General features: G+C 72.0%; 9 protein-coding genes, 1 rRNA gene and 2 pseudogenes. 7 read left to right on the forward strand and 5 right to left on the reverse strand.

Going from position 1 to position 13,923, the window contains the following annotated elements:
• Positions 1-90 (forward strand): 5S ribosomal RNA (gene rrf / locus ABT008_RS27260); the annotation flags it as partial.
• A gap of 116 nt (positions 91-206) precedes the next feature.
• On the forward strand, positions 207-1,481 hold the full coding sequence (locus ABT008_RS27265) for an MFS transporter (protein WP_350699696.1): 1,275 nt from the start codon (positions 207-209) through the stop codon (positions 1,479-1,481).
• A gap of 14 nt (positions 1,482-1,495) precedes the next feature.
• Here ABT008_RS27265 and ABT008_RS27270 read toward each other — a convergent pair whose 3' ends face one another.
• Complete coding sequence (locus tag ABT008_RS27270; protein ID WP_350699698.1) at positions 1,496-2,179, reverse strand: hypothetical protein; 684 nt, start codon at positions 2,177-2,179, stop codon at positions 1,496-1,498.
• A 69-nt stretch (positions 2,180-2,248) separates the two neighbouring features.
• Here ABT008_RS27270 and ABT008_RS27275 point away from each other — a divergent pair, with 69 nt between their 5' ends.
• The 3 genes from ABT008_RS27275 (at position 2,249) to ABT008_RS27285 (ending at position 6,725) form a co-directional block, all read left to right on the forward strand.
• Positions 2,249-4,879, forward strand: coding sequence for a valine--tRNA ligase (locus ABT008_RS27275; RefSeq protein ID WP_350699700.1), 2,631 nt, complete (start codon positions 2,249-2,251; stop codon positions 4,877-4,879).
• Between the two features lie 110 nt (positions 4,880-4,989).
• Positions 4,990-6,261 (forward strand): bifunctional folylpolyglutamate synthase/dihydrofolate synthase, encoded by a 1,272-nt coding sequence (locus ABT008_RS27280; protein WP_350699820.1) that lies wholly within the window; start codon positions 4,990-4,992, stop codon positions 6,259-6,261.
• Positions 6,258-6,725 (forward strand): DUF4233 domain-containing protein, encoded by a 468-nt coding sequence (locus tag ABT008_RS27285; protein ID WP_350699702.1) that lies wholly within the window; start codon positions 6,258-6,260, stop codon positions 6,723-6,725. Before ABT008_RS27280 ends, ABT008_RS27285 begins: the two co-directional genes overlap by 4 nt.
• A 24-nt stretch (positions 6,726-6,749) precedes the next feature.
• On the opposite strand, the pseudogene ABT008_RS30535 reads toward ABT008_RS27285, so the two are convergent.
• Positions 6,750-7,178, reverse strand: a pseudogene (locus ABT008_RS30535) (VOC family protein); the annotation flags it as partial.
• 186 nt (positions 7,179-7,364) lie between these two features.
• A pseudogene (locus tag ABT008_RS30540) lies at positions 7,365-8,324 on the reverse strand (glyoxalase/bleomycin resistance/dioxygenase family protein); the annotation flags it as partial.
• A 143-nt stretch (positions 8,325-8,467) separates the two neighbouring features.
• Here ABT008_RS30540 and ndk point away from each other — a divergent pair.
• Positions 8,468-8,893: a nucleoside-diphosphate kinase gene (ndk, locus tag ABT008_RS27295; protein ID WP_350699706.1), complete on the forward strand. Its 426-nt coding sequence runs from the start codon at positions 8,468-8,470 to the stop codon at positions 8,891-8,893.
• 34 nt (positions 8,894-8,927) lie between these two features.
• Here the strand turns inward: ndk and sigJ are convergent, their stop codons facing one another.
• Positions 8,928-9,854: an RNA polymerase sigma factor SigJ gene (gene sigJ / locus ABT008_RS27300; RefSeq protein ID WP_350699707.1), complete on the reverse strand. Its 927-nt coding sequence runs from the start codon at positions 9,852-9,854 to the stop codon at positions 8,928-8,930.
• A complete protein-coding gene (locus tag ABT008_RS27305; RefSeq protein WP_350699708.1) occupies positions 9,803-10,243 on the reverse strand; it encodes a carboxymuconolactone decarboxylase family protein in 441 nt (146 codons plus the stop codon). Before ABT008_RS27305 ends, sigJ begins: the two co-directional genes overlap by 52 nt.
• Positions 10,244-10,699: 456 nt before the next feature.
• On the opposite strand from ABT008_RS27305, the gene ileS reads away from it, so the two are divergent.
• Positions 10,700-13,891 (forward strand): isoleucine--tRNA ligase, encoded by a 3,192-nt coding sequence (ileS, locus tag ABT008_RS27310; RefSeq protein ID WP_350699710.1) that lies wholly within the window; start codon positions 10,700-10,702, stop codon positions 13,889-13,891.
• The last annotated feature ends 32 nt before the right edge of the window (positions 13,892-13,923 follow it).

Genomic DNA, 13,923 nt, shown 5'->3' on the forward strand with positions numbered 1-13,923 from the left:
CCCGGCAACATTCCGAACCCGGAAGCTAAGCCCTCCAGCGCCGATGGTACTGCACCCGGGAGGGTGTGGGAGAGTAGGACACCGCCGGACATCTTCTCGATTTAGGGCCACCCCCACAGGGGGTGGCCCTAAACGCATTTGTGGCCCGATCACGTCAACGTGAACCGGGGCAGCGCGTCAGGCCGCCGGCCGTTAGCGTCACGCGAGTGACGGCGCCCGCCGGGGGCACAGGGCCCAACACCGCACGACCGGACCACACCGCCACCGAGAGGACCACGTCAGGGCTGTGGCGTAGCCGGGACTTCAGCGTGTTCTGGGCGGCGCAGACCGTGTCGGTGCTCGGCGACGGGTTCGCCTCGGTGGCCGTACCGCTGCTGGTGCTCCAGGTCACCGGGTCGGTGGCGCTGATGGGCCTGCTGACGGCGGTCGCGGGAGTGGCGTCGGTGGTCACGGCCGTCTTCGCCGGGGTGCTGGCCGACCGGGTGGACCGGCGTCGTCTGCTGATCGGTGGTGACCTCGCGCGGGCGGTGCTGTTCACGGCCGTGCCGGTGGCGTGGCTGTGGGGACCGCAGCTCTGGCTGCTCTATCTCGTGCTGCCGGCGAGTGCCGCCGTGGGGATGGTGTTCCGGGTCGCGTACGTGGCGGCGGTGCCGGGGCTCGTCGACGTCGGGCGGATCACCGAGGCCAACGGCAAGCTGTCGGCGAGCTATGCGGTCGCCGGGATCGGGGGACCACTGCTGGCCGGCCTGGTGGCGGCGCGGTTCGGGTACACCACCGCCGTGGCGGTGAACGCCGCGAGCTTCGCCGTGTCGGCGCTCGGGCTGACCGCCGTTCGTCTGCGGCAGGCCCGCCGGGAGCGGACCGCGACGACCCTGGCCGGGCTGCGGGGCGAGTTGCTGGACGGGGCCCGGTTCCTCTGGCGGCATCCGGTGCTGCGGAGCCTGACGCTGCTGCTGTCGGCGTTTCTGTTCCTCACCTACGGGCTCGACGACGTGCTGATCTATCACGTCGGGCACGACCTGGGCGGGTCGGAGCGTACCGTCGGCGCGGTGTTGGGGCTCGCCGCGCTCGGCACGGTCCTCGGCTCGCTGGTGGTGGCGCCGCTGCGCCGACGGATCGGGTTCGGGCCCACCTGGTCGGGCAGCATGGTGGTGGCGGGCGTGGCCGTCGCGGCGGTCGGGTCGGCGGGTACGGTGCCGGCGGTGGCGGCCCTGGCGGCGGTGTACCTCGGCGGGGTGGCAATCGGTGCGATCTGCTCGTTGTCGCTGCGACAGGAGGTGACGCCGAACCATCTGCTCGGCCGGGTCACCTCGGTGTTCTGGGCGACCCACTACGCGCTCGGCCCGATCGGCGCGGCGGTGGTGACGTGGGGCGCGCAGGGGTACGGCGTACCCCTGGTGTGTCTGCTCGCCGGTGCTGGATGCGTCCTGGTCGGGCTCGCGGCGCTCGCCACGCCGGTGGCGCGGGCCGGCGGGCGGTGACCCGGCGGCGGGCGTCAGTGCCGGGTCTGCACGGCCTCGCGGATCTGTCGCAGCAGCCCGGCGGACTCGTCGACCGAGCGGGACGGGAACATGGCGAGCACCACGCTGCCGTGGTCGGCCCAGCCGCAGACCGCGAAGTCACCGCCCTCGCCGCTGGTGCTGCCGCACTTCATCACGCCGGCGAGCCGGCCCGGTGAGACGGTGCGGAGGCCGTCGATCGCGCCGGTCTCGTCGCCCATCAGCGTGAACAGGCTCTCCAGGTCCCGCTCCGGTTGCCACAGCAGCGTGGTGCCGCCGAAGAGGAGCACCGAGCGGGCGCTGTCGGCCGGGTCCTGGTAGACCGCGCCGAAGCTGCTGTCCAGCCGGATGTCGGCGGCGAGGCCGCTACGCAGGTAGTCGGCGGTGCTGACCGCGCGGTCGCTGGTGTCCTGGCGCAGGCCGGCGACCTCACCCGGAGTGCTGATCCGGGCGTCCTTCTGCTGCATGATCCGCCAGCCCCAGGAGCCCAGGGTGCCGACGCCCGCGAACACGAGGACCGCGATCAGTGCCACCGCGATCCGCCAGCGCCGGGACCGGACGGCACGCCGGTCGGGGCCGGCCGCCGCCGCGGGTTGGTCCAGCTCGATGGGCTCGGCGGTCAGGTCGACCAGCGGGGTGCCGTCGTCGAGGTGGTGGAGGCTGCGGCGCGCGTCGGACATAGCCGACACCGTACGCGAACCACAGGTGGCGCACGTCGGGTCCGCCGAAGCGCTCCGTAGACTTCGAGGGTGACCGAGAACCTGGATGCCCGACGCCTCGATGCCCCGACCCTAGCCGGCCAGTACCAGCCCGGCGAGGTAGAGCAGCGACGGTACGAGCAGTGGGTAGCCGACGGTCGCTTCCGGGCGTCGGCGGAGAGCGAGCGGCAGCCCTTCACCATCGTCATCCCGCCGCCGAACGTGACCGGCTCGCTGCACATGGGCCACGCGCTGGACCACACCGTGCAGGACGCCCTGGTGCGGCGTAAGCGGATGCAGGGTTTCGAGGCGCTCTGGCTGCCCGGCATGGACCACGCCGGCATCGCCACCCAGAACGTGGTCGAGCGGCAGCTCGCCGCGCAGGGCCTGTCCCGCCACGACCTGGGCCGGGAGAAGTTCGTCGAGCGGGTGTGGCAGTGGAAGGCGGAGTCCGGCGGGGCCATCCTCGGCCAGATGCGCCGCCTCGGTGACTCGGTGGACTGGGACCGCGAGCGCTTCACCATGGACGAGGGTCTGTCCCGTGCCGTGCAGACCATGTTCAAGAAGCTGTACGACGACGGCCTGATCTACCGCGCGAACCGGATCATCAACTGGTGCCCGCGCTGCCTGACGGCGCTCTCCGACATCGAGGTGGAGCACTCCGACGACGACGGCGAGCTGGTCTCGATCCGTTACAGCGACGACGTGGTGGTGGCCACCACCCGGGCCGAGACGATGCTCGGTGACACGGCGGTGGCGGTGCACCCGGACGACGAGCGGTACCGGCACCTGATCGGCACCGAGGTCGAGCTGCCGTTGACCGGGCGGCGGATCCCGATCGTGGGGGACGCCCACGTCGACCCGTCCTTCGGCACCGGCATGGTGAAGGTCACCCCGGCGCACGACCCGAACGACTTCGAGATCGGGCAGCGGCACGACCTGCCCGCGCTGACGGTGATGGACGAGCGGGGTGTGATCACCGCGCCCGGCCCGTTCCAGGGGCTGGACCGGTTCGAGGCCCGACCGGCGATCGTCGCGGCGCTGCGCGAGCAGGGCCGCATCGTCGCCGAGAAGCGGCCGTACGTGCATGCCGTGGGTCACTGCTCCCGGTGCCGCACCACGGTGGAGCCCCGGCTGTCGTTGCAGTGGTTCGTGAACACCTCGCCGCTGGCGAAGGCGGCCGGTGACGCGGTGCGTGACGGACGGGTCCGGATCGAGCCGGCCGAGCTGGCCAAGCGCTACTTCGCCTGGGTCGACAACATGCACGACTGGTGCATCTCCCGCCAGCTCTGGTGGGGCCACCGGATCCCGGTCTGGTACGGCCCGGACGGCGAGGTGGTCTGCGTCGGACCCGATGAAGAACCGCCGAGCAGCTCCGGTGACGGTCAGGGGTGGCACCAGGACGAGGACGTGCTGGACACCTGGTTCTCCAGCGGGCTGTGGCCGTTCTCCACGCTCGGTTGGCCGGAGCAGACTCCGGACCTGGCCAAGTTCTATCCGACCAGTGTGCTGGTGACCGGCTACGACATCCTCTTCTTCTGGGTCGCCCGGATGATGATGTTCGGCCTGTACGCGATGGACGGCAAGCAGCCGTTCGACGTGATCGCCCTGCACGGCATGGTTCGTGACGAGCACGGCAAGAAGATGTCCAAGTCGTTCGGGAACGTGGTCGACCCGCTGGACTGGATCGACCGGTACGGCGCCGACGCGACCCGCTTCACGCTGGCCCGGGGCGCCAACCCGGGCGGGGACGTGCCGGTCAGCGAGGAGTGGTGCCAGGGCTCGCGGAACTTCTGCAACAAGCTCTGGAACGCCACCCGGTTCGCCTTGATCAACGGCGCGCACACCAGCGGGCCGATGCCGGCCGCCGACAAGCTGTCGACCGTCGACCGGTGGATCCTGTCCCGGTTGGCGCACGTCACCGCCGAGGTCGACGAGCAGTTCGAGGCGTACGAGTTCGCGAAGGTCTGTGACCTGCTGTACCACTTCGCCTGGGACGACGTCTGCGACTGGTACGTCGAGCTGAGCAAGCCGGTGCTCGCCGGCGGCGGTGAGGCGGCCGAGGTGACCCGCCGGGTCCTCGGTCACGTGCTGGACCACCTGCTGCGGCTGCTGCACCCGGTGATCCCGTTCGTCACCGACGAGCTGTGGACCGCGCTGACCGGCGGCGAGACGCTGCTCACCGCGGCGTGGCCGGCGGCCGACCGGGCGCTCGTCGACGACGCCGCCGAGGCGGAGGTCGCCACCCTGCAACGGGTGGTCACCGAGGTCCGTCGGTTCCGCTCGGACCAGGGCCTGCGCCCGACCCAGCGGGTCGCCGCCCGGCTCGACGGGCTGGCCGGCGCCGGTGTGGCGGCGCACGAGCCGCTGATCCGGTCCCTGGCCCGGCTGGACGCGGCCGGCGACGACTTCCAGGCCAGCGCCACGCTGGCCATGCCGGGGGAGGTCAGCGTCGCGCTGGACACCCGGGGCTCGATCGACGTGGCCGCCGAACGCGCGCGGCTGACCAAGGACCGCGCGGCGGCGGAGAAGGAGGCCGGGCAGGCCCGGGCGAAGCTGGACAATCCGGCGTTCGTCGGCAAGGCCCCCGAGCCGGTCGTCGCCAAGATCCGTCAACGACTGGCCGTCGCCGAGGCCGACCTGGCCCGGATCGACGCCGCACTGGAGGCGCTGCCCTCGTGAGCGACGACCGTACCGAGAACACCGAGCGCGGCCGGGTGCGTGGCGACCGGGCCGCGCACGCCGCCTTCGCGCAGGCGGAGGCGGAGCTGGCCGGGCGCGGCTTCACCCGGATGGTCTTCGAGCTGGACCGCATCTCGTCCCTGCTCGACCTGCTGGGCAGCCCGCAGCGGGCATACCCGTCGATCCACCTGACCGGCACCAACGGCAAGACCTCCACGGCCCGGATGATCGACTCGCTGCTGCGGGCGTTCGGTCTGCACACCGGCCGGTACACCAGCCCGCACCTGGAGACCGTCCGGGAGCGGATCAGCCTGGACGGCGAGCCGGTGGACGAGGCCCGGTTCGCCTCGGTCTACCAGGAGATCAAGCCGCTGGCGGAGCTGGTGGACGACCGGTCGGCGGAGCCGCTGACCTACTTCGACATGACCACCGCGCTGGCGTTCGCCACGTTCGCCGACGCGCCCGTGGACATCGCCGTGGTCGAGGTGGGGCTCGGCGGTGCCGAGGACGCCACGAACGTGATCCAGGCCGGGGTGTGCGTGCTCACCCCGATCGGGTTGGACCACACCGAGTGGCTCGGCGACACGCTCCAGGACATCGCGGTCGCCAAGTCCGGCATCATCCACCCGGGAGCCACGGTGATCTGCGCGGCGCAGGAGGAGGAGGCCGCCCGGCCGATCCTGCAACGCTGCGCCGAGGTGGGCGCGACCGTCGCCCGCGAGGGCTCCGAGTTCGGCGTGCTGCGTCGGGCGGTCGCCGTCGGCGGGCAGGTGCTGACCCTGCAAGGTCTGGGCGGGGTGTACGAGGAGGTGTTCGTCCCGCTGCACGGCGCGCACCAGGCACAGAACGCGGCGCTGGCGCTGGCCGCCGTCGAGGCGTTCCTCGGAGCCGGCGCGCGGCGGCAACTGGACCTGGAGGCGGTCCGGGAGGGCTTCGCCACGGCCAGTTCGCCGGGCCGCCTGGAACGGGTGCGGACCGCCCCGACGATCCTGCTGGACGGCGCGCACAACCCGCAGGGGATGGCGGCCACGGTCACCGCGTTGCAGGAGGAGTTCGCGTTCAGCAAGCTCGTCGCCGTGGTGGGCACGCTGGCCGACAAGGACGCGGCCAGCCTGCTGGAACTGCTGGAACCGGTGGTCGACCAGGTGGTCGTGACCAGCAACAGCTCGCCCCGGGCGCTGCCGGCCAAGGAGTTGGCCGCGCTCGCCGCCGAGGTGTTCGGGCCGGACCGGGTCGAGGTCGCCGAGGAGATGCCGGACGCGATCGAGACGGCGGTGGCGTTGGCCGAGGAGGACGTACCGGGTGAACTGGCCGGGGTCGGGGTGCTGGTCACCGGCTCGGTGGTGACCGTGGCCGACGCCCGCCGACTGCTGAAGCGATGAGCGGGCCCACGGGCCCGGCCCGCCCGGACGAGACCCCCGAGACCATCACCGGTGGCGGTGGCGGTGTCGGATCGGGGCAGCCCGAAGGTGTTCCCGGGACAGACGGTGACGGCCCGCCGGGGCAGCGCCGGTCCGGGCTGCGTGATCCGCAGCGGGCGGTACGCGGACTCGGCGCGGGCACCCTCGCGTTGGAGGCGCTGGTGCTGCTGCTGGCGATCCAACCGATCCGGGTGGTCGGCGGTGACCTCGGCGGCCCGGCGCTCGCGGCGGTGGTGACGCTGGCCGTGCTGGCGGCGCTGCTGGCCGGGCTGATGCGCCGGCCGTGGGCGTGGCAGGCCGGCACCGTGTTGCAGGGATTGCTGCTGCTGTCCGGGCTGCTGCACTGGGCGCTGTTCGCGCTGGGCGTCATCTTCGCGCTGGTGTGGGCGTACGCGTTGCACGTCCGTCGGGTGATCCTGGGCTGACCGCCGTCCGTGCCGGCCGGTGGGTCAGGCCTCGGCGCGTTCCCGCCACTGGGTCAGTGCGATGCCGTGCCCGTCCGGGTCGCGGAACGCCGCCGCCCACACCTCCAGCTTGGTGCCCCGGTTGACCACCCGGGGCGCGTAGGTGAAGCGGACGCCCGAGTCACGCATCCGCTCGTAGGCCGACTGGATGTCGTCGACGTCGAGGTTGACGTGCACCAGCCGCCGGTTCATCGGCTGCGCGCCGGTCACCTCGCGCAGCACCAGCCGGGTGGCTCCGGAGGAGAGGACCGCGTTGCCGTTGCCCCGGTCGAGCTCGCGGAACCCGAGCCGGTCCCGGTAGAACTCCAACGATCGGGGCAGCTCGGTGACGAGCAGCGTGATGCCCACGCCGCTGATCGGGGCGGCCGGATCGGCGGCGTCCGGGTCGAAGCCGAAGATCGCCTCGTCCAGCTCCCGGTCGTCGACCTGCGGGCCGGCGGCACCGTCGGTGTCCCGTGCGTCGGTTGCCGGGCCTGCGTCGGTCTTCCTGCTCGCGTCGGTCGTCGTGCTCGGAGCGGTCGCCGCGCCGTCGTCGGTCGCCGTCCTCGGAGCGGGTGCCGTGCTCGGGGTGGTCATCGCCTGGATCGGCTCGTCCCCGGGCGGCGTCGAACGGGTGCGCTCGCCGGTCGCCGGGTACGGGTCGTCCAGCGGCAGGTCCAGCGGGTCGAGGTCGACCGGGGCGGGCGGTGGGTCAACAGTGGGCGCGGTGCTCGCCGTACCGGCGGACGACGCGGTGCCGGGGCGGTCGTCGAGCGGCAGGTCGGCGAAGAGGTCGGTCTCCTCCGGGGTGGTGGCGGTCGCCGCGAACCGCTCCTCGGCCGGAGTGCGCGGCGCGGGCGTGGCGCGGCGGGGCAGCGGGCTGTCGCTGCTCTGCTCGACCACGGTGCCCTCCAGCACCACCGGTCCGCCGGGGCGCTGGCGGACCCGGATCGGGTCCCGGGGCTCGACCGGCTCGATCGGGTCGTCGCGGAGCGGAGCGCCGAGCGGGTCGCCGAGCGGGTCATGGAAGTCGTCCTCCGGCGCCCGGTCGGCCCACGGCGGGGCCTGCTGCCCGATCAGTACCTCGTCCGGCGGGACCTGCCCGGCGAACTCCTCGGCGAACTCGGGCGGGAGGTCGGCGATGCCGGCCTCGGCGTGGGTGGGCACCTCGTCCCAGAGCACCCGGACGTGTCGCGGGTCGTCCAGCGCCACCCGGATCGGCAGCGTCTGGCCCAGCGACGGCCACTTGGCGACTGGCACCCGAGGCTCGATGATCTTCTTGGACCGGGGCGGTAGCCCGGGCGCGTCGATCACGAGCTGGAGCTCGCAGCGGCCGAAGGCGTACTGGGTGGGTGGCTCGGAGGCGCTGTGCACGTGCCCGGCGCCGACGACCCAGGTGTGCCCGCCGCCGCGTACGGTGGCCAGCGCGATCGCCAGCACCAGCAGGGCGACACCGAGCGCCACGATCGCCCAGCTCGTCATGCCCAGACCGAACAGCACGACGAAGGCGGCCACGGTGCCGAGCACCGCCGCGATCAGTTTGCGTACCGGTGCGATGGGTCGGTTCCCGCCGTTCGCCACAGTGGACCTCCCGGGTGGTCAGGGCCAGGCTAGGCCGGATCGGGGGCCGGGGGAAGGTCCGACCACCGCGCCGGGGCCGGGACCGGGTCGCTAGGCTGACCGTACCGAGCCTGACCGGCTTCCGCCCTGAGGAGGAACCCAGCGTGTCCAGCAGCAGCCCGGACGAGCGCACGCTCGTACTGATCAAGCCCGACGCGGTCCGCCGCGGCCTGGTCGGCGAGATCGTCTCCCGCTTCGAGCGTAAGGGGCTGCGGATCGACGCGATGGCGTCCCGGACGATGGACGCCGCGCTGGCCGACGAGCACTACGCCGAGCACGTGGACAAGGCGTTCTATCCGCCGCTGAAGACGTTCATGACCAGCGGTCCGTTGGTCGCGCTGGTGCTCTCCGGCGACCAGGTGATCGACGTGGTGCGGGGCCTGATCGGCGCCACCGACGGACGCAAGGCCGCCGCCGGCACCATCCGGGGCGACCTCGCGCTGTCCAACCGGGAGAACCTGGTGCACGCCTCCGACTCCCCGGACAGCGCCAAGCGTGAGCTGGCGCTCTGGTTCCCCGAGCTGGGCTGACGGCAGCGGCGAGCCGGCCTGTCGCCGGGCCGGCTCACCTCGTCCAGGGCAACTTGTCCGGGTTGGCCACCAGGAAGATGTCGGTGATCCGACCGTCGGCCGTGCCGAGCGTGATCGCGTACCGGGCGCCGCCGGCGGTGACCACCACGGCGGCCGGCTGACCGTTGAGTTCGGTGCGGTGCACGGTGAGCGGCCAGCCCTTCTCCCGGACGCCGAGCAGGAACCGGACCACCCGGTCCGCCCCGGTGATCGGATTGCGGGCGGCGCTCACCCGACCGCCGCCGTCGCTCCACGCGGTCGCGTCGGCAGCCACCAGCTCGGTCAGCCGCCGCAGGTCGCCCTCACCGGCGGCGGCGACGAACGCCTCCAGTAGTCGCTCCTGCTCCGCCCGATCGGCGGTGAACCGGCGCTGCTCGCGCCCGATCCGGGCGGCGGCCCGGTGGTGCAACTGCCGGCAGTCCTCGGCGGACCGGTCGAGCAGCTCGGCGATCTCGGCGTACGGCAGCTCGAACGCGGTGTGCAGGACATAGACCGCGCGCTCCGGCGGGGTGAGTCGCTCCAGTAGGTGCAGCAGTGCGGTGGAGAGCGAGTCACGCAGTTCGGCCCGCTCCAACGGACCGAACGGCGACGGTGTCGTCGGTACCGGCTCCGGCAGCCACTGCCCGACGTACGCCTCCCGGTTGGACTGCCGGGCCCGCAGCCGGTCCATGGACAGGTGGGTCACCACCCGGGACAGGTAGCGGCGTGGCTCGGCCACCCGGCTCCGGTCGACGCGGGCCCAGCGCAGGTAGGTCTCCTGGAGCACGTCCTCGGCGTCGTACCGGCTGCCCAGCAACCGGTACGCCAGGCCGAGCAGCATCGGCCGGTGCGCGTCGAGCGCACCGGCCGCCTCTGCCGCCTCGGCCGGGTTCAGTCGTCCGACGGGAGATCGTTGCGGAAGGTCACCGCGATCCGGTTCCACACGTTGATTGTGGCAATCGCCAGGACCAGATCGGCGAGTGCCTTCTCCGGCCAGACCTTCGCCGCGTCCTGCCACACGTCGTCGGGCACGCCGTGCTCGCCGAGCCGGGTGACCGCGTCGGTCAGCGCCAGCGCGGTGCGTTCCCGCTCGTCGAAGAAGGGCGCCTCCCGCCAGGCGGCCACCGCGAACAGCCGTCGGCTCGACTCACCCACGCCGAGCGCCTCCTGGCTGTGCATGTCCACGCAGAACGCGCAGCCGTTCAGGATCGACGCGCGCAGCTTCACCAACTCCAGCACGGTGTGGTCCACGTTCGCCCGGACGTACTTCTCCAGCCCCATCACGGCGCCGAACGCCTCCGGCGCCACCTTGGCCACGTTCATCCGCTGCATGCAACCCTCCCGGTCTCTCGCTCCGTCACCGCCACGACGGGTGCGGCACGTCGGGGCGTGACAGGTCGCTGCTGTGACGCCGGACACTGCACCGATCATGGACTTGTGGCGCTTGTTTCGCCCCGGTGTGACCCGTTTTCGGGTCGCCGCGACTCCATGATCGGCGGGGCGGGGTTATCGGGAGGAGGGGGAGGGGCGGCGTGGGTATCATGGGTGGGTATGGCGATGATCCGGCTATCACCGGTGAGCCTCCGGAAGAACGGCCGGGTGACCGGCTCAGTAGAACCGGACGGGGTCGGCCCGTCACAGCCGATCAACGAGCGGGTGGTCGTACTCCGACCACCAAGCGGGGTGGTACCGCGGGCCCGGCCCGGGGCGCTGGTGACGGCGTACCGGTGACGGCTCGTCCTCGCAGACCCACACGACAGTGAGCGTCAGCGAGGAGAGCGACCCCCGATGGCCTATCCGTTGCACGACCCGACCGCCACCGGCGTCCCGGCCAGCCCGGACCTGCCCGCGGTCGAGCGCCGGGTGCTGGAGCACTGGACGGCCGACAAGACCTTCGAGGCCAGCGTCGAGCAGCGTCCCGCCTCCGGCCGGCAGTCGTCCGCTGCCGGCGGCGGCTCCGCCGACAACGAGTACGTCTTCTACGACGGCCCGCCGTTCGCCAACGGTCTGCCGCACTACGGCCACCTCTTCACCGGGTACGTCAAGGACGTGGTGCCGCGCTACCAGACCATGCGCGGCCGACGGGTGGAGCGGCGTTTCGGCTGGGACTGCCACGGCCTGCCCGCCGAGGTGGTGGCCGAGAAGCAGCTCGGCATCACCAGCAAGGCGGAGATCCTCGACCTGGGCGTGGCCCGGTTCAACGAGGCGTGCCGCACCTCGGTGCTGGAGTTCACCCAGGACTGGGAGCGGTACGTCACCCGGCAGGCCCGCTGGGTCGACTTCGCCAACGACTACAAGACCCTCGACCTGGACTACATGGAAAGCGTCATGTGGGCCTTCAAGACCCTGCACGACAAGGGTCTGATCTATGAGGGCTTCCGGGTACTGGCGTACTGCTGGCGGTGTGAGACGCCGCTGTCGAACACCGAGACCCGGATGGACGACGTCTACCGGGACCGGCACGACCCCACGTTGACCGTGTGGTTCGCGCTGACCGCCGACGAGTCCGCGCCGGAACTGCTCCGGGGACCGGTCCGGCTGGGCGTGTGGACCACCACGCCGTGGACGCTGCCGTCGAACCTGGCGCTGGCCGTCGGGCCGGACATCGAGTACGCGGTGCTGGAGCGCGACGGCGAACGGTACGTCGTCGGCGCCGGGCGCCTCGGCGCGTACGCCAAGGAACTGGAGGGATACCAGCAGGTCGGCACGGTACGCGGCGCCGACCTGGTCGGGCGGCGGTACACGCCGCTGTTCGACTTCCTCACCGAGCAGGCCGGACCGCAGGCGTACCAGGTGCTCGGCGCGGAGTTCGTGACCACCGAGGACGGCACCGGGATCGTGCACCTCGCCCCGGCCTTCGGCGAGGACGACCAGAACGTCTGCAACGCGGCCGGCATCCCGACCATCGTCACGGTGGACGACCACACCCGGTTCACCGGGCTGGTCCCGCCCTACGAGGGCGAGCAGGTCTTCGACGTCAACAAGCCGGTGATCCGGGAGCTCAAGGAACGGGGGGTGGTGCTGCGGCAGGACACCTACACCCACTCGTACCCGCACTGCTGGCGCTGCGACACCCCGTTGGTCTACAAGGCGGTGTCGTCGTGGTTCGTCGCGGTGACGACGTTCAAGGACCGCATGGTCGAGCTGAACCAGCAGATCAACTGGACGCCCGGACACATCAAGGACGGCTCGTTCGGCAAGTGGCTGGCCAACGCGCGGGACTGGTCCATCAGCCGCAACCGGTTCTGGGGCTCGCCCATCCCGGTGTGGCGCTCGGACGACCCGAACCACCCTCGGGTCGACGTGTACGGGTCGCTGGAGGAGATCGAGCGGGACTTCGGCGTACGCCTGACCGACCTGCACCGGCCGGCGGTGGACGAGCTGGTCCGCCCCAACCCGGACGACCCGACCGGCCGGTCCATGATGCGCCGCGTGCCGGAGGTGCTGGACTGCTGGTTCGAGTCCGGCTCGATGCCGTTCGCCCAGGTGCACTACCCGTTCGAGAACCGCGACTGGTTCGAGAACCACTACCCGGGTGACTTCATCGTCGAGTACATCGGGCAGACCCGGGGCTGGTTCTACACCATGCACGTGCTGGCCACCGCGCTGTTCGACCGGCCGGCGTTCCGCAACTGCCTCAGCCACGGCATCCTGCTCGGCTCGGACGGGCGCAAGATGTCCAAGAGCCTGCGCAACTACCCGGACGTCTACCACGTCTTCGACTCGTACGGGTCGGACGCGATGCGCTGGATGCTGATGTCGTCGCCGGTGCTGCGGGGCGGGGACATGCCGGTCACCGAGTCGAGCGTGCGCGACGCCGTGCGGCAGGTGCTGCTGCCGCTCTGGAACGTCTGGTACTTCTTCTCGCTGTACGCCAACGCGGACGGCTACCAGGCGAAACGGAAGACCGACGCGGTGGCGACCGGTGCCGGCAGCCTGCTCGACCGGTACGTGCTGGCCAAGACCAACGAGCTGGTCGAGACGGCCGGCGCGCAGATGGACGCGTACGACATCTCGGGCGCCTGCGCCACCGTCCGGTCCTACCTGGACGCGCTGACCAACTGGTACGTGCGTCGTTCACGGGACCGGTTCTGGGCGGGCGACACCGAGGCGTTCGACACGCTCTGGACGGTGCTGGAGACGCTGTGCCGGGTGGTGGCGCCGCTGGCGCCGCTGACCGCCGAGGAGATCTGGCGCGGGCTGACCGGCGAGCGGTCGGTGCACCTGACCGACTGGCCGCGCGCCGAGGACTTCCCGGTCGACCACGAGCTGGTGGCCGCGATGGACGCCACCCGGGCGGTCGCCTCGGCGGCACTGTCGCTGCGCAAGGCCAAGGGCCTGCGGGTCCGGCTGCCGTTGGCGAGGCTGACCGTGGCCAGCCCGGCGGCCGAGCAGCTACGACCCTTCGCCGACCTGGTCGCCGACGAGGTGAACGTGAAGGAGGTCGTCTTCACCGACGAGGTGTCCGCGTACTGCCAGCAGGTGCTCACCGTCGTGCCCCGGGCGCTCGGGCCCCGGGTCGGCAAGCAGGTGCAGCAGGTGATCAAGGCGGTCAAGGCGGGGGAGTGGGAGTTGGTCGACGGCGCCCCGGTCGCCGCCGGGGTCACCCTGGCCGAAGGTGAGTACGAGCTGCGGCTGGTCGCGGCCGACGCCGAGCACTCCGCCCCGCTGCCCGGCGGTGAGGGGGTGGTGGTGCTGGACACCGTGGTCACCCCCGAACTGGCCGCCGAGGGGCTGGCCCGGGACGTCGTCCGGGTGGTCCAGCAGGCCCGCCGCGACGCCGACCTGGACGTCTCGGACCGGATCGTGGTGTCGGTGTCGGCCTCGGCGGAGGTGCGCGCGGCGGTGTCCGGGTACGCCGAGTTCGTGGCCCGCGAGGTGCTGGCGGACAGCGTCGACTTCGCCGACGAGCTGGACGGCTTCGCCGGTGAGGTAGGCGAGGGCGAGCAGGTGACGGTAGCGGTGCGCCGTGTGAGCTGACGTGTAAGGAAGGGCCCCCTGCTAACGCCTGG

The sequence above is a fragment of the Micromonospora sp. NPDC002389 genome (assembly GCF_040296095.1).
Classification (GTDB): Bacteria; Actinomycetota; Actinomycetes; order Mycobacteriales; family Micromonosporaceae; genus Micromonospora.